Origin of the sequence: Micromonospora sp. MP36, assembly GCF_008119785.1 — a bacterium.
In the GTDB taxonomy this organism is placed as follows: Bacteria; Actinomycetota; Actinomycetes; order Mycobacteriales; family Micromonosporaceae; genus Micromonospora.
In genome coordinates, this window is sequence record NZ_VSFA01000008.1 from 137,644 (window position 1) to 154,344 (window position 16,701).

Genomic DNA, 16,701 nt, shown 5'->3' on the forward strand with positions numbered 1-16,701 from the left:
CCGCCCGGCCGCCGGTCACCGGCAGGTGCCGCGGCTCGGCGCGCCCGGGCACGTACGCGTCGAGTTTGTCGCGTTGACCCTCGCGCCGCGCTGGCGCTTTGGCCTGGCCGTCGAATCGGTGGCTTGGTCGCCGCGCGGGCCTCAGATGGTGACCGGGTGGCGCGGCTCGTAGAGGCCGAGCTCCCCACCGCCGGGCAGCCGCAGCGCGGTGCGCAGCCCCCACCGCTCCTCGGTGATCGGGATCGTGAACTCGACGCCCTTCGCCGCCAGCTCGGCCATGGTCGCCCCGACGTCGTCGCACATCAGAAACAGCTCGTGGGCCGGCTCGCCGTCGGTCGGGTGCAGGGCGAGCTCGGCCGGCGGCAGCCGGAAGATGAGCCAACCGTGACCGGCGTCGACGTAGTGATAGCCGAGCGTGTCCCGGAAGAAGGCCCGGTCCCCCTCCGGGTCGCGGCTGTAAATGATCACATGAGCACCATTGATCACGCGTCGACCATAACGGCGCCACGGAAGGCGCGCAGGCCGATCGCGGCGACCGCCCCGGCGAGAGCACCGATCAGCAGGGTCGCGCCGACCCCACCGGCCATCGCCCAGGCCGGCGCTGTGGCTACAGCTGAGACGTCGCCCAGCAGTCGCCGTGCGGGAGAAACCGCTACAGCCACGTCCGATGTGCACAGAATTCCTCCCGTGGATTAAGGGAACGAGCCGGCGACGAAGTGTGGACAACGAGCATGGTCTTGGCGGGTTGTGGCCGGCGATCGACCACAACCCGCCAACTCCGTAAGGCGCTCCTCAGGGTGTGGCGAGCGCCTCGGTCGGGGCGAGCCGGGCGGCGCGGATCGCCGGGTAGAGCCCGGCGAGGGCGCCGATCAGCAGGGTCGCACCGACTCCGCCGGCCACTGCCCAGACCGGCACCACCGCCGGCCACGACTGGGAGAGGGCGTAACCGGCGGTGACCCCGGCGCCCAGCAGCACCCCGCCGACCCCGCCGAGGGCGGACAGCAGCAGCGACTCGGCCAGGAACTGGGTACGGACCTGGCCGCGGGTGGCGCCGAGCGACCGGCGCAGGCCGATCTCCGGGCGCCGTTCCAGCACCGAGATGACCATCGTGTTCGCCACCCCGACGCCACCGACCAGCAGGGCGACCGCGCCGAGTCCGAGCAGCAGCCCGGTGAACGCCTCGTCGGTGGCCTGCTTCGCGGCGAGCGCGTCGGACGGCCGCGCCACCTTCACCTCGTTCGGCGCCTCCGGGTTCGCCGTGGCGCCGAGCACCGCGCGTACCGCCTCGACCGCCGCGTCGGCGGTGCGGGTGTAGACGGTGGTCGGGTGCCCGTCGAAGTCCAGGTACGACCTCGCGGCGTCCCAACCGACCAGCGCGGACAGGTCCAGCTCCGGGGCCAGCGGCGCGGCAGCCAGGATCCCCACCACGGTGAACCAGCGTCCACCGAGCTGGACCTGCACGTCCGGTCCGGCGGCGCCGATCCCGAGCCGCCGCGCCGTGGCGGCGCCGAGCACCACCGCCGGGTAGCGGGCGGTGGCGGCGTTCAGCCAGGTGCCGCTGGCCACCTCCAGCCCGACCGTGTCGTGCAGCTCCAGGCTGGCGGCCCGGGCCGCGATCCCGCCGCTCTCGCCGCGGGGGATCAGGTCCGAGCGGTACACCTTCGTGTCGGCCAGCAGCGCGGTGGCGGCCACCGCCCGCACCGGCCCGATCCGCCCGATCATGGACACCGACTCCTCCGGCAGTTGGGCGTTGTCGCCGAAGAGCGTGTTGCCCGGGCTGACCGTGAGCAGGTTGGTGCCGAGTTGGGCGAGGGTGCGGTCCAGCTCCGCCCGGGACGACGCGGAGATCCCGACCACCGCGACCATGGCGGCGATCCCGATGGCGATGCCCAGCGCGGACAGGAAGGCGCGCAGCGGCCGCGTGCGCAGCCCGACCCCGCCGACCCGCAGGACGTCCCGCGGGCGCAGGCGGGCGGGCGCCAGCCGTACCGGCGCGCTCACGCTGCTACTCCCACGGGACGGTGGTCGGCGACGATCCGGCCGTCGCGCATCTGCACCCGGCGGGGCAGGCCGGCCGCGATCTCCAGGTCGTGGGTGATCACCACGATGGTGGTCCCGGCCGCGTGCAGGTCGCGCAGCAGCGCCAGCACCCCGGCACCGGACGCGGAGTCCAGGTTGCCGGTCGGTTCGTCCGCCAGCAGCAGCGCGGGAGCACCGACCACCGCCCGGGCGATCGCCACCCGCTGCCGCTCGCCGCCGGACAGTTCGTGCGGCCGGTGGTCGAGCCGGTGCCCCAGCCCCACCCGGTCCAGCGCGGCCTCCGCGCGCCGCCGCCGCTCCCGCAGGGGTACGCCCGCGTAGAGCAGCCCGTCGGCGACGTTGTCCCGCACCGGCACGTTCGGCGCCAGGTGGAACTGCTGGAAGACGAAGCCGATCCGGGACGACCGGAGCGCGGAGAGCTGCCGGTCGGCGAGGGCGGCCACGTCGTGACCGTCGATGCGTACCCGGCCCGTGGAGGGGCGGTCCAGGGTGCCGATCAGGTGCAGCATGGTGGACTTGCCTGACCCGGACGGGCCGACGATGGCGACCAGCTCGCCGTACCGGACGGTCAACGACGCCCCGTCGAGGGCCCGTACGCCGCCGGGGTAGACCTTGGTCACGTCGGCCAGCTCCACCACCGCGTCGCCGGTCACGTCGGCATCCCCACGGTCGCCCCCTCGACGAGCCCGGCGCCGGAGACCTCCACCCGGCCGGACGCGAACAACCCCGTCTCCACGGCGATGATCCGGGTGGTGGAGCCCTCGACCAGCTGCACGCCGTAGCCGCCCTCGGCAAGCGCCAGCAGCGCGGCGACCGGCACGGTCAGCACGTCCCGGCGCTCGGCGGCGGTGAACGCCACCTTGGCCGAGGCCTGCTCGAAACCTGTCAGCGCCTTCGGGTCGGCCACGGTCACGGTGACCTCGATCTTCGTCTCCGGGTCGCCCTGGCCGCCCGCCCCGCCGCCGGTGCCGGTGTCGATCACCGTCTCCGTGGCGGAGACCGTCCCGGCGACGTCCTTGCCGTTGGGCAGCGTGACGGTCACCTTGCTGCCGCGCTTGGCCAGCCGCTCGTCGTCGACGTCGAGGGAGACGGTCACCACCCGGGCGGTGCCGGTGTAGGTGAGCACCGCCTGGCCGGGCTGCGCCGGATCGCCGAGATCCGCCTCGTGGCCGTCCACCCGGACCGCGCCGTCGGCGTAGACGACCCGGCCCAGCTCGACCCGGCCGGTCTCGGGCAGGCCGAGGTCGTCCTGCCACTGACGCACCGCGTCCGCGGTCGCCGAGGTGTAGTCGTCGTCGACGGTGAACCCGGAGTAGCCGAGCGCCTTCAGGTTCTCCTCGAACTGCCGCACGTCGGCACCGGACAGGCCGGGCGCCAGCGTCCGGTACGCCGGCAGCCGCCCGTACAGCAGCAGCACCTCGGCGTTGTCGACCGCGAACAGCGGCTTGCCGCGGCTGACCTGGCTGCCGGTGGCGGCCAGCGCGGTGATCGTGCCGCCGGTGCGCAGCGTCGCGGTGCGGGTGGCGCCGTAGCCGAGTTCCCCGTCGAAGCTCTCCGAGTCGACCAGGGTCTGCCGGGTGACCTCGGCGGTCGCCGGTGGCAGCCCGCCGCTGGCCGGCGTACCCCCGCTGCGCCCCTCGACCCCGACGGCGGCCGCCACGCCCGCGGCGGCGGCGACCACCACCGCGGAGGCGATCACGATCGGCGTACGCGCGCGGCGGCGGCGACGGCCGCGCCCGGCGGACCCGGCGGCCGGCGCGGTGGCGCCGGCGCGCACGGGGCCTGCTTCTGTTCGCGACTGCGGGGCTCGCAAACCCGGCTCACTCGCGCTCACGAGCCCTGCTTCTGTTTGCGATTGCGGGGCTCGCAAATCCGGCTCACTCCTCGCGGTCACTGTGTCCTCTTCATCAGCAGCGGCGCGCCGTCCTGCCGGCACTTCTCCATGGCGGCCTGCACCGTCGGGTTCTTCGGGTCGAAGCCGTCGCCGGTGAGCTCGATGGCGCCGTCCGGGCCCGGGTCCGGGAAGTCCGGCACGCCGTTCTCCCGCATGCACCGGGCGAGCTGCCGTACCTTCTCCACCTGCTCCGCGTCGAGCTTGATCTCCTTGCCGCCATTGGGCATCAGGCTGCGGCACTTCTCCATGGCCGCCTGTCCCTTCGCCTTGTCAGCTCCGTCCGGCATGCGGATGCGGACCTTGCCGTCGGCGATCTCGGGGTCCGGGAAGTCCGGCAGCCCGTTCTCCCGCATGCACTTGGCGAACTCGCGCTGCCGGTCCTCGTCGCTGACCGGGACGACGCTGGCGCTGGGCGAGGCACTGGCCGCACCACCGCCGGCCGTGGCCACCTGCTCCCCGTCCGAACCGGCACGCGCGCAGCCAGCGAGCGCGAGCCCGCACAGCAGGGGCAGGACGAGCAGTGTGCCCGACATTCGTCGGCGCATCGCACAACTCCTTCCTTCGGGCCGGCGTGGATCGCCGGCCGATACGGACGAGTCGACCGCAGCGGCGGTATCCGGGGCGTAACCGTCGGTGTTAACGCCGTGGTTATCCGCGGCCGCGTCACCATGGGACGGTGCGAGTGCTTGTGGTCGAGGACGAGACGCTGCTGGCCGACTCCATCGCCGAGTGGCTGCGCCGGGAAGCGTTCGCGGTGGACGTCGCCTACGACGGGGACGCCGCGCTGGAACGGCTCGGCATCACCGACTACGACGTCGTGGTGCTCGATCGGGACCTGCCGGTGGTGCACGGCGACGACGTCTGCCGGGCGGTGGTCGACAGCGGCGGCGAGACGCGGGTGCTGATGCTGACCGCCGCCGCGGCCGTCCGGGAACGGGTGGCCGGCCTGGCCCTCGGCGCCGACGACTACCTGGTCAAACCGTTCGCGCTGGTCGAACTCTCCGCCCGGGTGCACGCGCTGGCCCGGCGGGCCCGCCCGGCCGCCCCGCCGAAGCTCAGCCGCGCCGGCATCGTGGTCGACCCGGCCCGGCGCGAGGTCTACCGCGACGGCCGGTACGTCGCGCTGTCCCGCAAGGAGTTCGCGGTGCTCGCCGAACTCGTCCGGGCCGGCGGGACGGTGGTCTCCGCCGAGGAACTGCTGGAACGGGCCTGGGACGAGCACATCGACCCGTTCACCAACGTGGTACGGGTGACCGTGATGAAGCTGCGCCGCAAGCTCGGCGACCCGCAGGTGGTCGAGACGGTGCCGGGAGTGGGGTATCAGATCCGGTGAAACGACTGACCATCCGGGCCCGCCTGACCCTGGTCCACGGCGGCCTCCTGCTGCTCGCCGGCGTGGTCCTGCTCGGCGTCACGTACGTGCTGGTCGACCAGCGGATGCGCCAGCCGCTGGCAGACGTCAAGACGCAGGTCGTTCACGCGGACCCGTTCGGCAAGCTGCCCACCTCCGGCGCGGCCGAGCAGGTGCGGATCCTGATCCAGGAGGCCCAGGACGAGGCGAAGCGGACCGCGCTGGAGTCCCTGCTCACCCAGGGCGGGGTGGCGCTCCTGCTGATCTCGGCGATTGCCCTCGGCTTCGGCTGGTTGATCGCCGGGCGGGCGCTGCAGCCGCTGCACCAGATCACCGGCACCGCCCGCCGGATCGCCGCCGCCGGCGCCGCCGGTCGGGGCCTGCACGAGCGGATCGCGCTGCGGGGGCCCCGGTACGAGGTGCGGGAACTGGCCGACACGTTCGACCTGATGCTGGAGCGGCTCGACCGGTCCTTCGACGGCCAGCGGCGGTTCGTCGCGAACGCGTCGCACGAGCTGCGTACGCCGCTGGCGCTCAACCGGTCGCTGCTGGAGGTGGCGATGTCCCGGCCGGGCGCCTCCGCCGAGCTCCGGCAGCTCGGCGAGACGCTGCTGGCGATCAACGAACGCCACGAACGGCTCATCGACGGGTTGCTCACCCTCGCCGACTCCGAGCAGCAGGTCGTCGACCGTACCCCGGTGGACCTCGCCGAGATCGCCCGGCACGTCCTCGACCAGGCCGCCGGTGCGCCGGAGCTGACCGTACGCCGGCAGCTGGCGTCCGCCGCCACGGCCGGTGACCCGGTGCTGCTGGAGCGGCTGACGCAGAACCTGGTGGAGAACGCGGTGCGGCACAACCTGCCGGCCGGCGGCGAGATCGACGTCAGCACCGGCCTGGTCAACGGCTGCCCCACCCTGGTGGTCGCCAACACCGGGCCGGTGGTGCCCAGCTACGAGATCGAAACCATCTTCCAGCCGTTCCGGCGGCTGCACCACGACCGCCTGGCCGGCCCTCGGCCGGGCGCGGATCGCCGCGGCCCTGACGACCGGGTCGGTGCCGGGCGCGGTTTCGGGCTCGGCCTGTCGATCGTGCGGGCGGTGGCCCAGGCGCACGGCGGCGCCGTGCACGCCCACCCGCGAAACGGCGGTGGGCTGGTGGTCACGGTGACCCTGCCACCGCTGGGCGCGCTGGTCCCCGCCCAACCGGCGCGACCGCTGCCCGCCATGACGCGCGGGCACCGGGCGTGAGTTCGTGCCACCGGAACAGCGGTGCATGCCGCCGTTGATCTGCGGCGTTCCGGTCGGCCTCCCGTCTCGGGAGCTGTTCAGCTGATCGGCTGTCGGTCGACAGCATCGAGGCTCTCCGGCGGCCGAGCCCTCGTTCAGCCCGGCCAGACCGGCGCGCCGTCGACGAACGGCCAGGTGATCCGTTCGGCGCGCAGGTCCTGGATCAGGGTGCGGACGTACGCCAGCTCCGCGGCGACGACCTGGCGTTGGTATTCCGACTCGATCGCGAACAATCGGGGCAGGAACCGGCCGACCTCGATGATCTCCGCGTCGAGTGCGGTCAGCCGCTCCGCCAAGCGGTCCGCGCGGGTGGTCAGCGCGTCGAGGGCGTCGGCGGGGGCGAGGTTCGGCAGGAAGGACAGGGCGGCCGGGAATTCCGGGTACTCCGGGGTCGGGGTGGAGAGCATGGCGCGCAGCCACTCACCCAGGGCCGCCCGTCCGCTGTCGGTGATGCGGTACGTCGTGCGTTCCGGCCGGTTCTCGGCGCGTTCGGTGGACTCCACGGCCACCAGGCCGTCCCGGACCAGCCTCTGGATCGTCTGGTAGACGCTGTTGCGCTGGCTGACGTTGACCACGTCGGCCTTGCGTCGTTCCTTGATCAGTTGCTGCATCCGGTACGCGTGCATCGGTTCCTCGGTGAGCATCGACAGCACGGCCAGCGCGAGCACGGAGCGGCGTGGTTGGTTCACCAGCCGAGCCTAACGCTTGACACGCTTATAGTCATAATATGTATAGTCAGTTCATGACTATGATGACGCTCCCTCGCCTCCACGTCTCCCGCTCGACCCGGTGGCTCGCCCTCGGGGCCGTGGTCGGGCCGGTGCTGTTCACCCTCGCCTGGCTCGTCCTCGGCATCCTGAGCCCCGGCTACACGTTCTTCGGTCACCGCTTCACCGACTACTCGCCGATCAGCCAACCGATCAGCGGCCTCGGCCTCGGAGTGACCGCCCCCTACATGAACACCGCCTTCGTCGTCACCGGACTGGTCCTGGCCGTCGGCGTGGTCGGCGTGTTCCGCGCCGTCCCGCCCAACCGGCCGGCCCTGCGGCGCTGGTCGGTCGCGCTGCTCGCCTGCACCGGGATCGGTCAGGTCGTGTGCGGGATCTTCAACCTCGAAGCCGCGATGCTGCACTCGCTCGGCTTCACCCTGGCCGTCGGCATCCCGATCGCCGCCTTCCTCGTCGCCGGGTGCTACCTCCGCGGCGTCCCCGGGTGGCGCCGGTTCGGCACCCTGCTACTGCTCGGCAGCCCGTTGACCCTGGTGCTCCTGGTCGCCTTCTTCGCGACGTTCCAGCCGACCGCCGACGGCGCCGAGCACGGCATCGCGGGACTCGTGCAGCGGCTGCTGGTGCTGCAGGTGCACGGCTGGTTCGTGGTCATGGGCTGGCTGGCGTACCGGCACGATCCGATCCGCGAGTGAGACCCCCAGGCGGTGCTCGCACAGCCACCCAAGACCGCGGCAGGTGAAGCCCTAGCTGTTGCGGGCCAAGACGTTGTTGACATCCAATCTTGGTGGCGTGCGTGTGTGGGGGCCCGCCCGTGAGTTCTTCAGCGCCTCTGCGGCCTACGGCTCAAGTCGAGTAAGCCTGAGTCTTAGCTCTTGCGACCGGGTACTTCCCGTCGGCTGAATTCGCTCGCGCGAACCATCGCCTTCCGTGCTGGCCGACCTGGATGGGGTAGGTGAAGGCGAGCGACACGTACTCGGTGGTGAGGACGTCTGCTGCTGGACCGGACCTGACGATGCGTCCATCGTTGAGGAGGACGGCGTGTGAGGTGCTCGGCGGAAGCTCCTCGAGGTGGTGGGTGACCAGGATCGAGGCGAGTTCGGGGTGAGTATGTTCGAGTGCTGCGATGGTCGCCAACAGCTGCTCGCGCGCAGCCACGTCGAGACCGGTGGTCGGCTCGTCGAGGAGGAGCAGATCGGGCTCGCAGATAAGTGCGCGGGCGATCAGGGCGCGGCCGCGTTCACCCTGCGACAACGTCGGCCACTTTGCCTCGTACTTCCCGGCCAGGCCGATCTGCTCGATCAGGGCATCGGCGGCGCGGACCTGAGAGGGTGTGGGCTGCCAGCGCAGCGGTAGCTCGATCGAGCCGGTCAGTCCGGTCAGCACCACCTCACGCAGCGCGAGCGGAGAGGTCAACGGGTGTCGTGGATTGACATGACCGATGGAACGGCGCAGTGCTTGTAGCTCAACACGCCCGAGCCGGTAGCCGAGGACGTCGACCGTCCCGGAGGTGGGATGCGTGAGCGCACCGCAGAATCCCAGGATCGTGCTCTTGCCAGCACCGTTAGGCCCGATCAGCGCCCAGTGCTCACCCGGATGTACGGCGAAGCTGATCGAGTCGAGGATGGTCTGCTCGCCGCGCCGGAACGTGACCTCGGCGAGCTCGATGACGGGCCGTGCGTGGGCGACGCTGCCGTTGGTCACGCCAGGGCCGCCTTTAGTGAGGTGAGGTGGGTACGGCTGAGCTGGGCGGCCGTGGCTGACTCGCGGTCGATGATGGCCTGCACGAGTTCGGCATGTGCCTCCTGGTCGTTCCCAGACGTGTCGGAGTCGCACGGGGTGCCGGCTGGCTGCAGGTTGAGCATGTCGATCATCGCCCGGCGGACCCGTGGCACGAACCCGTCGAAGAGTTCCAGCAGGACGTTGTTGTGGGCCGCGGCCACGACGGTGCGGTGCAGTGCCATGTCGGCATCGACGTACTTCTCAGCGCTCTGCCCTGCTGTGACGCGTTGCGCGAGGGCCCGTCGCATTGCTCGTATGTCCGATGCGGTACGCCGCTGGGCCGCGAGCGATGCCGCCTCGGTTTCGATGGCGATGCGGCCCTCGATGACCGCGGCGATGTCTGCTTGTCGTAGTACCAGGTCCCAGTCCTCGTTGACGTCGAGCGCCGTGACGAACACCCCTGCACCCTGCCGGGTCTCGAGAACGCCACGCCCGGCCAGTTGTCGGATCGCCTCGCGAACCGTCGATCGGCCGACGCCGAGCTGGGGGCCCAGCGTCGTCTCGCCGGGGAGCTTCGCGCCGAGGTGCCACTCGCCCGCGCGGATCCGCTCGAGAAGGAGTTGCGCAGCCTGGTCAGCCAATGAGGTTCGCTGTACCTGCTCCATGAGCCGTCCCTCTCAATCCGAGGTGGAGGTGTCGTCGGTGATCGTGTGGATCCCGCTGGGCCGATCCAGCACGGCGACCGTGCGCTCCGCGGCGGCATCGATATGGATGCGGGGGCCGGCGGGCGGGGCGTCGGGATAGAAAGTCTCAGGTCCGTAGAACTGGCCGTAGCGCAGTACGACGCCACCGAAGCCGAGAATGGCTTCCTCGAGCGCCCGGACGGCCTCAGCGCCGTTGCCGGGTGGCAGCTCCCAGGCAACGCTCTGCGCGAGGAGTCGCCCGCAATCCGCGGCAGTGGCTGCGGCGATGAGGTTGCGTGTCCCCTCGATGCGAATGCGTGCGTTGTCTGCCCGTCGAGCCGGAAGCTCCTCGGTGGTGTCAGGCAGGTCGGTGAGCTCATGGAGGACCAGGTCGGGTCGGAAGCCCTTCACCGCGGTCGTGAGCGCGGCGGCGTCGTAGACATCGCACACCACGGGCTCTGCACCGAGCTCCTGGACCAGCCCCGCCTTCGACGCGGTGCGGGTCATCCCGGCCACGGTGTGGCCGGCACGGGTGAGCAGAGGCAGCAAGCGCGATCCGATCACGCCGGTCGCCCCGGCGACGAACACTCGAAGTGCTGGAACGTTGGACGAAACAGTCGCTGGCTCGTCATTCATGATGAGAACCCTACCTGTCTACTTGTCTGAGGAGTTGTGCTAGCGTGACTGGGTGCTGATCCAGCAGGTGCTTCTCCTTCGCTGCCACGGCGGGGCCTAGTCGAACCGGCTCCCCACCGTGGAGTCGAGACGTGCGCCGGTTCATCTCCCAGCCTCGATGAGAAGGAACCGCCAGCATGTCCAGCTTTCCCACGATCGCCACGCCCTCAGGTCCTGTTCCGGATGCCGCTCCCGCCTGGAACCGCCAGCGGGAATCGCAGATGCCGTCGTACCGTTACCGCGACGTCTACGCACGCGTCGAGATCCCCCTCACCGAACGTGACTGGCCCAGCCGCCGCCTGACCAAGGCTCCGTTGTGGGTGCCGGTCGACCTGCGTGATGGCAACCAGGCACTGCCCGAGCCGATGGATCCTGGGCGCAAGCGCCGGTTCTTCGAGCTGATGGTGGCGATGGGCTACAAGGAGATCGAGGTCGGCTATCCGTCGGCGTCCCAGACGGACTTCGACTTCGTGCGCCTCATCGCGGAGTCCGACATCGCGCCTGAGGACATCACCATCGTGGTCTTCACGCCGGCCCGTCGCGACCTGATCGAGCGAACGGTGGACTCGATCCGCGGCATCCCGAACCAGGTCGTGATCCACATGTACACCGCCACCGCCCCGACCTGGCGCGATGTCGTGCTCGGTCACCCGGCCGACGAGCTGAAGGAGCTCATCCTCCGTGGCGGTCGCGACGTCCTGGCACTCACCGACGGCATGCTGAACGTGAGATTCGAGTTCTCGCCCGAGGTCTTCAATCTCACCGAGCCCGACTACGTCCTCGACATCTGCGACGCGATGACGACGCTGTGGGACGCGACGCCCGGACGGCCGGTGATCCTCAACCTGCCGGCGACCGTCGAAGTCGCGACTCCGAACGTGTATGCCGATCAGATCGAGTACATGCACAAGAATCTCTCCCGCCGCGACAGCGTGATCCTCTCGGTCCACCCGCACAACGACCGCGGCACCGGCATCGCATGCGCGGAGCTTGCGGTGCTGGCCGGCGCGCAACGTGTCGAAGGCTGCATCTTCGGCAACGGGGAGCGCACCGGCAACGTCGACATCGCGACCCTGGCCCTGAACCTCCATGCGCAGGGCATCGACCCGATGGTCGACTTCTCCGACATCGACGAGATCCGCCGTACCGTCGAGCACTGCAACCAACTCGAAGTGCACCCCCGCCACCCCTACGTCGGCGACCTCGTGCACACCGCCTTCAGCGGCACCCACCAAGACGCCATCAGGAAGGGCTTCGCCGAGCACCGGGACCGGGCCACGGCCGAGAACCGCACGGAGCGAGAAATCGAGTGGCGAGTGCCCTACCTGCCGATCGACCCCGCTGACATCGGACGCAACTACGACGCGGTCATCCGCGTCAACTCCCAGTCCGGCAAAGGCGGCATCGCCTACCTCCTCGAAGCCGAGTACGGCATCGAGCTGCCCCGCCGTCTCCAGATCGACTTCGCACGCCGGGTGCAGGAATGCGCCGACACCACAGGTCTCGAGATCGACCCGCCACAGCTGCTCAAGCTCTTCGAATCTGCCTACCTGACTCCCGACACCGATGACATCGAGCTGATCGACCTCGAATCCGGGAGCCACGATGGCACGAGCCGCACGGATATCCGCCTGCGCATCGACGGAGTGGAGCACAGCGGCACCTACGACGTCGGCCCTGTCGAAGCCACCGCCCGGTTGCTCGAGGAGCAACACATCGGCGTCGAGATCCTCTCCCTGCACCAGTCCTCGCTCACATCCGGGAACGACAGCGACGCGCTGACCCTCATCGAATACCGCAACAGCGGCGGCACTCACTGGGCCGCCGGGCGAGACCGGTCCGTGTTGACCGCCAGCGTGCGCGCGGTGCTCAGCGCCGCGCTCGCCACCGCCGGCACCCTAACGTCGGCCTGAACCGCTGTCATGGTGCACAGCAACGCGCCCCTCACGCCAGCAGGCCGACGCCGACTTGTCGAGCGATGCCGTACTCGACCGGTTGCGCACGTCGCGGCCGAGATGGGAATCTCTCGGGCGACAGCGTCGAAGTGGGTCAACCGGTACCGCAGCCACGGCGAACTCGGTTTGTTGGACCGAGCCTCCACGCCTAATCATCAACCCACGGCCACGGACCCGGCAGTGGTCGCCCGGATCGAGGAGATGCGCCGCACGCACAAGTGGTCGGCATCACGCATCGCCTTCGAGCTTCATGCAGCCGGGGTGGATATCAGCCGGCGGACGGTGACCCGACATCTGGCAGCGCTGGGACTGAACCACCGCAGATTCATTTGACCCCAACGGGGAGTCGAATCGCGAGCCGCAGAAGATCGTCGCCCGCCGCCCTGGGCACATGGTGCACATTGACGTGAAGAAGGTAGGCCGTATCCCCGATGGTGGCGGCTGGCGCGCTCACGGACGAGGAAGCGAACAGGCCAAGACTGCTGAACGTGCCAAGAGGAACAGCAAGCGTGGCGGCTACGTCTACCTGCACTCCGCCATCGACGGCTACTCCCGCCTCGCCTACACCGAAGCGCTCCCGGACGAGAAGGCCGCCACCGCCATCGCTTTCATGCACCGAGCTCGCGCCTGGTTTGCCGCCCACGGCATCACCCGCATCGAGCGGATCGTCACCGACAACGGAGCGTCCCTGATCAGCTTAGTGATCCTGAGTCGGATGGGGTTTCCGGGATCGTTTCCCACCGTGGTGGGGACGCGTGGGCGTGGAAGTGGAATCCTGCGCCCAGGGCGGCTCCGCGTGGCTGGTGGCCGGTGGTGGGTGTGCTGGTCGTGTTCACGCCCTGGTGTCGGTGGGCTGCGCGGGGCAGCCTTGGCCGGTCCGTTGGTGCGTGTCCCTCCGGACGCTTACCCGCCCGGCTGTGAGGCCGGGTGGGGGAGGGTGCCCTACGTCGCCTGGGCGCGGGGCGTGGTGCCTTGCGCCGGGTGGGGCCAGTCTTCGACCGATCCCCCCGGTGGCTTGTCGTGATAACCGCCGACGTTTCAAACTTGTCGACCACGGCGCGGATGACCATGTGGCCGCTGGTCTTGTCGGTGGCGGTCTTTGCCTGGTGGGTGAGGCCGCGGGCGGCGATGCGCCGCCAGGCGCCCTGGTCGCGGTCGCCTTGCCAGCGGCAGGACTGGTGGGGGCAGATCGCCCACTTCCAGCCCGCCACGGTCGGCTTGTCGGGGGCCTTGCAATGCTGCAGCGGAGTCAGGCACTGCGGGCAGTGCTTCGAGGTGTTCCGCGCAGGGACGGTGACCACGGCGATACCCGTCTCGGCGGCGAGGTGCCGCATCCGGTCGACGATCTGCCCGCGCACCTGCTGCGACAGCCGCGTGTTCAGGGTGGCGCCCATGCCCTTGGCCTCCAACGACCGCAGGTCTTCGACGTAGATGACGGTCGCTCGGGCGGCGATGGCCTGGTCCACGGCCCATCTGGCGGCAGCCCAGGCGAGCGCGGCGTTCAGGTTCGTCGGGCGGTCGGAGACGTGCCGGATCTCGTCGCGCAGCACCGCATGCTTGCCGACGAGTTGATGCCGGGAGTCGACGCCGATGAGGCGTTGGTAGTGGTCGGCTTTGGCGTGCAGCCGCTCACTGTGCCGGCGCAGGCGGTGCTGTTTGGCCAGGACCCCGGCCGCCCGGAACTGACCACCCGCCCCCAACGCGGTGATCCGCCCGCCCTCGTGGAGTCGCAGGGCGCCCGCGCTGAGGAGGGTGTTCAGGCCCCAGTCCACGCCGACCGCGACCGTGTGCCCGGTCCGCCGGGCCTTCGGCACCGGGTGGCTGTATGCCATATCGGCGCGCACCTGCCCGCCGGTGACACGCAGGGTGGGCAGGTGCAGCACCGCCGAGGCGGGAACCGTGGGCGGCAGGCTGATCGGACAGGCCACCCACGTCCAATCCCGATACGATCGCGGATCCGGGCGGGTGGGCAGCTGCAACCGCAGCAACACCCTCGCAGGGTCGGTGTCGCTGCGTTCGATGGTGGCCTGCTGCCGGTCACACGCGGCCAACAGCAGCATCCGCGCGACCCTGGGGACGCCTTCGAGCTCGAACACGTCCACCGGCAGCCGGCCATTGACGGCAAGGAACCTGGCGGCCTGCCGGGTGCGGGACTTGATGACGCTGGACGGCAGATGCTCCCCGCCCGGAACCGTCTTACGTACCTGCTCCCACTCCTGCGCGGTGCGCTGACGCGGATCGTCCGGCCACGTCGCCAGCACCCCGGCGATCAGGCCAGCACGCCACGACGCCGAACGCAGAACACGCCCCGCCTGCTCCTGCGCCATCCGCACGACCCGGTCATTGACCCTCACACCCACCGGCGCGGTAACCGTCCAACCCAAGCGCCGCAGCGCCATCCACGCGTTCGACGGAAGCTTCCGGCCACCCGCGTCGTGTCCGGAGGCCAACACCTCCACATCCGCGCAGTTCCACCGCTCAACCAACAGGCCGGACACCATGCCCACCACCAGATCGGCGCACCAGCCAACACGTTGCGCAAGCACCGCCTGCGACAGAACCTCACCGCTCTCCTCGTCCACCCCCGATCGGAGCAAAACGCGGGCGCAAGCGGTACGGGAGACCTCACCCTCAGCCAGCGGCAGCTTCCCGGTCACCGACTCATCGCCTCGACAACGATCCAGGAGAACCCGCGATCACGACCGGCCCACATCACCGGAATCCACCCCGAACCAGCCCAAAAGCGAAACGCCACGGTCCACACGGTTAACCTATGATCACCGACGATTCCTAATCAAGTTGGTCAGCCTGCTACCGCGCTGAGGCGTTCGCCCGGGCCCTGCTCGGGTCACGGCACCAGCGGATCACGGCCTACACCCCACGCCACAACGGGAAGGTAGAGAGGTACAACCGGATCATCGCCGATGGGTTCTCTACGCCCGCACCTGGACCTCAGAGGACCAACGCCGCGAAGCCGTTGGAGTCTGGAACATTCACTACAACTACCACCGGCCAAACGGCGCCGCGAACGGAGAACCGCCAGCGTCACGACTCGCGACCGGCGTCAGCAACGTCCTGGCCTCCCACACCTAGCGGCCCGGCGGCTCGTAGGGGGGCTCTGCCCGGGTCGCCCTGTCGATCTCCTCGGGCGTCAGCAGCGGGATCACCCGGGTGTCCACCCCGCCCGCCGCTCGGATGGCGATGGCCAGCGCCGCAGCGCTCTTGTGGTCCGGCAGGTCACACAAGACGTAGGTGTCGTACTTGTCGAACGAGAAGTGAAGCGAGTCCATGTGCCCGCCGTTGGCCTCGATCGTGTTCCGGACGACCTGGGCGCGTCTGGTCCCACCGTCGCTGATCAGCCCCTTGATCCCGTCGATGGTGTAGGTCGACTGCAACAGGAACTTGGGCACCTCGACATCAACTCCCCGATGCGCTGGCGGCTCTCGGACTGCCGCCAGCGCCTGCTCGAATCAGTCCCGGAAGCTCAGCGCGTTCCCTGTCGTTGGACCCGCTCCCCGCCCTCGACCCTCGCCCGGCCCTGGTCACGTTCGGTGCCCGAGGTCCCGGTCGCCGCCCGCAGGTGCCGGCGGTCCGGCGAGTGCTCCACCTCCGAGCCCTGCCGGCCCCGCGCCCCGCTGCCCGGATTCCGCCCGGCGCGCGCCGACTCGCCGCCCGGATCATGCTTGTTCCGCTTGTGGCTACCCATGCGCCGGGCGTACCCGGTATGCCAGCGGCTAGTCACCACGCCGTTCAGTTGCCTGATCCGGTGTCCTGCCAAGGTCCTGCGGCGAGGATTTCTCACCATCGGGGCATCGCCCGGTCCGGCCCGCCCCTTCGCCGCTGTGACGTCACACCCTGTTATGGTCACGAATCCCACGGCGGAGGTATTTGTTGACATCGTTGATGCTGGTTGCGGTCATCCCTGACCTCTTCGTCCTGCTGGCGGGGTCCGGGCTGCTGCTGTTTCGGCGGCAGCGGCTCGGTTCGGTGGCATGGGTGGCCGTGGGGGCCTTGGCGATGCTGATCGTCGCGCTTGTGACGGACACCGTATGGACGGTGTATCAGGTCAACCTGTTGACCGGTGACCACGACGGAGCCTGGCGTGTCGTGCTGCAGTGGAACACCCCGATCAGGAGCCTCGCCGGGGCGTTGAGCACCGCCGGAATGCTGCTGCTGGTGCTGTCGATTTTCACGGGCCGGCGGCCGCGAGGTCCTGACGTTGGGTCGACCGACAGGGAGTCCGCGCCGGGCGGCGCCGACAATGCGGCTAGCCCGTGTTTCGTAAGGGCTTCCGGCCGGTGAGGTAGGCCCGGCGTGGCGGTGATCGATAAAGGTTGAGGTCTCCGGTAGATCGGTTAGCGACCAAGCAA

Annotated in this window: 17 protein-coding genes and 2 pseudogenes; 7 read left to right on the forward strand and 12 right to left on the reverse strand. The window is 70.1% G+C overall.

The annotated features are described in order from the left end of the window. Nucleotides 1-141: 141 nt before the first annotated feature. The 5 genes from FXF52_RS10635 to FXF52_RS10655 all read right to left on the reverse strand — a co-directional run bounded on the left by FXF52_RS10635 (nucleotide 142) and on the right by FXF52_RS10655 (nucleotide 4,479). Nucleotides 142-468: a VOC family protein gene (locus FXF52_RS10635; RefSeq protein WP_255471839.1), complete on the reverse strand. Its 327-nt coding sequence runs from the start codon at nucleotides 466-468 to the stop codon at nucleotides 142-144. A gap of 324 nt (nucleotides 469-792) precedes the next feature. Further along, nucleotides 793-2,001, reverse strand: coding sequence for an ABC transporter permease (locus FXF52_RS10640; protein WP_148795937.1), 1,209 nt, complete (start codon nucleotides 1,999-2,001; stop codon nucleotides 793-795). After that, entirely contained in the window at nucleotides 1,998-2,678 is a 681-nt protein-coding gene (locus tag FXF52_RS10645) for an ABC transporter ATP-binding protein (RefSeq protein ID WP_222870489.1), read from the reverse strand. The genes FXF52_RS10640 and FXF52_RS10645 overlap by 4 nt, the downstream gene beginning before the upstream one ends. An 11-nt stretch (nucleotides 2,679-2,689) precedes the next feature. Further along, nucleotides 2,690-3,742: an efflux RND transporter periplasmic adaptor subunit gene (locus tag FXF52_RS10650; protein WP_370517929.1), complete on the reverse strand. Its 1,053-nt coding sequence runs from the start codon at nucleotides 3,740-3,742 to the stop codon at nucleotides 2,690-2,692. A 188-nt stretch (nucleotides 3,743-3,930) separates the two neighbouring features. Beyond that, on the reverse strand, nucleotides 3,931-4,479 hold the full coding sequence (locus tag FXF52_RS10655) for a hypothetical protein (protein WP_148795943.1): 549 nt from the start codon (nucleotides 4,477-4,479) through the stop codon (nucleotides 3,931-3,933). 131 nt (nucleotides 4,480-4,610) lie between these two features. On the opposite strand from FXF52_RS10655, the gene FXF52_RS10660 reads away from it, so the two are divergent. Continuing rightward, nucleotides 4,611-5,267: a response regulator transcription factor gene (locus tag FXF52_RS10660; protein WP_187413434.1), complete on the forward strand. Its 657-nt coding sequence runs from the start codon at nucleotides 4,611-4,613 to the stop codon at nucleotides 5,265-5,267. Continuing rightward, the gene (locus tag FXF52_RS10665; RefSeq protein ID WP_148795945.1) at nucleotides 5,264-6,532 is read left to right on the forward strand and encodes a HAMP domain-containing sensor histidine kinase; all 1,269 of its coding nucleotides are present in this window, start codon (nucleotides 5,264-5,266) and stop codon (nucleotides 6,530-6,532) included. Before FXF52_RS10660 ends, FXF52_RS10665 begins: the two co-directional genes overlap by 4 nt. A 134-nt stretch (nucleotides 6,533-6,666) precedes the next feature. Here FXF52_RS10665 and FXF52_RS10670 read toward each other — a convergent pair whose 3' ends face one another. Continuing rightward, on the reverse strand, nucleotides 6,667-7,260 hold the full coding sequence (locus tag FXF52_RS10670; RefSeq protein ID WP_255471840.1) for a PadR family transcriptional regulator: 594 nt from the start codon (nucleotides 7,258-7,260) through the stop codon (nucleotides 6,667-6,669). 53 nt (nucleotides 7,261-7,313) lie between these two features. Here FXF52_RS10670 and FXF52_RS10675 point away from each other — a divergent pair, with 53 nt between their 5' ends. Continuing rightward, nucleotides 7,314-7,991: a DUF998 domain-containing protein gene (locus FXF52_RS10675; RefSeq protein ID WP_187413435.1), complete on the forward strand. Its 678-nt coding sequence runs from the start codon at nucleotides 7,314-7,316 to the stop codon at nucleotides 7,989-7,991. A gap of 151 nt (nucleotides 7,992-8,142) precedes the next feature. Here FXF52_RS10675 and FXF52_RS10680 read toward each other — a convergent pair whose 3' ends face one another. From FXF52_RS10680 to FXF52_RS10690, 3 genes are read right to left on the reverse strand one after another with little or no spacing between them, the layout of a single operon-like run. After that, nucleotides 8,143-9,000, reverse strand: a complete 858-nt coding sequence (locus FXF52_RS10680) for an ABC transporter ATP-binding protein (RefSeq protein ID WP_148795949.1) — start codon at nucleotides 8,998-9,000, stop codon at nucleotides 8,143-8,145. Further along, nucleotides 8,997-9,683, reverse strand: coding sequence for a FadR/GntR family transcriptional regulator (locus FXF52_RS10685; protein ID WP_148795951.1), 687 nt, complete (start codon nucleotides 9,681-9,683; stop codon nucleotides 8,997-8,999). Before FXF52_RS10685 ends, FXF52_RS10680 begins: the two co-directional genes overlap by 4 nt. A 12-nt stretch (nucleotides 9,684-9,695) precedes the next feature. After that, nucleotides 9,696-10,337, reverse strand: a complete 642-nt coding sequence (locus tag FXF52_RS10690; protein WP_148795953.1) for an NAD(P)-dependent oxidoreductase — start codon at nucleotides 10,335-10,337, stop codon at nucleotides 9,696-9,698. Nucleotides 10,338-10,597: 260 nt separating this feature from the next. Here FXF52_RS10690 and FXF52_RS10695 point away from each other — a divergent pair, with 260 nt between their 5' ends. Then, complete coding sequence (locus tag FXF52_RS10695; protein WP_148796003.1) at nucleotides 10,598-12,289, forward strand: 2-isopropylmalate synthase; 1,692 nt, start codon at nucleotides 10,598-10,600, stop codon at nucleotides 12,287-12,289. Between the two features lie 9 nt (nucleotides 12,290-12,298). Continuing rightward, a pseudogene (locus FXF52_RS10700) lies at nucleotides 12,299-13,016 on the forward strand (leucine zipper domain-containing protein); the annotation flags it as partial. Between the two features lie 7 nt (nucleotides 13,017-13,023). Here the strand turns inward: FXF52_RS10700 and FXF52_RS10705 are convergent. Further along, on the reverse strand, nucleotides 13,024-14,988 hold the full coding sequence (locus FXF52_RS10705; protein ID WP_148795955.1) for a zinc ribbon domain-containing protein: 1,965 nt from the start codon (nucleotides 14,986-14,988) through the stop codon (nucleotides 13,024-13,026). Nucleotides 14,989-15,137: 149 nt separating this feature from the next. Between FXF52_RS10705 and FXF52_RS10710 the strand changes: the two are divergent. Continuing rightward, nucleotides 15,138-15,424: pseudogene (locus tag FXF52_RS10710) on the forward strand (integrase core domain-containing protein); the annotation flags it as partial. On the opposite strand, the gene FXF52_RS10715 reads toward FXF52_RS10710, so the two are convergent. Both FXF52_RS10715 and FXF52_RS10720 read right to left on the reverse strand, forming a co-directional pair. Further along, a complete protein-coding gene (locus FXF52_RS10715; protein WP_148795958.1) occupies nucleotides 15,421-15,741 on the reverse strand; it encodes a GYD domain-containing protein in 321 nt (106 codons plus the stop codon). The pseudogene FXF52_RS10710 and the gene FXF52_RS10715 sit on opposite strands and share 4 nt — an antisense overlap. Before the next feature lie 74 nt (nucleotides 15,742-15,815). Continuing rightward, nucleotides 15,816-16,037 (reverse strand): hypothetical protein, encoded by a 222-nt coding sequence (locus FXF52_RS10720; RefSeq protein WP_148795960.1) that lies wholly within the window; start codon nucleotides 16,035-16,037, stop codon nucleotides 15,816-15,818. A 185-nt stretch (nucleotides 16,038-16,222) separates the two neighbouring features. Here FXF52_RS10720 and FXF52_RS10725 point away from each other — a divergent pair, with 185 nt between their 5' ends. Then, nucleotides 16,223-16,633 (forward strand): hypothetical protein, encoded by a 411-nt coding sequence (locus FXF52_RS10725; protein ID WP_148795962.1) that lies wholly within the window; start codon nucleotides 16,223-16,225, stop codon nucleotides 16,631-16,633. The last annotated feature ends 68 nt before the right edge of the window (nucleotides 16,634-16,701 follow it).

Bases quoted from the DNA above. Each gene is read 5' to 3' on its own strand.
- FXF52_RS10720 (WP_148795960.1), bottom strand. From the start codon at position 16,037: ATGGGTAGCCACAAGCGGAACAAGCATGATCCGGGCGGCGAGTCGGCG.
- FXF52_RS10695 (WP_148796003.1), top strand. From the start codon at position 10,598: ATGCCGTCGTACCGTTACCGCGACGTCTACGCACGCGTCGAGATCCCC.
- FXF52_RS10685 (WP_148795951.1), bottom strand. From the start codon at position 9,683: ATGGAGCAGGTACAGCGAACCTCATTGGCTGACCAGGCTGCGCAACTC.
- FXF52_RS10690 (WP_148795953.1), bottom strand. From the start codon at position 10,337: ATGAATGACGAGCCAGCGACTGTTTCGTCCAACGTTCCAGCACTTCGA.
- FXF52_RS10655 (WP_148795943.1), bottom strand. From the start codon at position 4,479: ATGCGCCGACGAATGTCGGGCACACTGCTCGTCCTGCCCCTGCTGTGC.
- FXF52_RS10675 (WP_187413435.1), top strand. From the start codon at position 7,314: ATGACTATGATGACGCTCCCTCGCCTCCACGTCTCCCGCTCGACCCGG.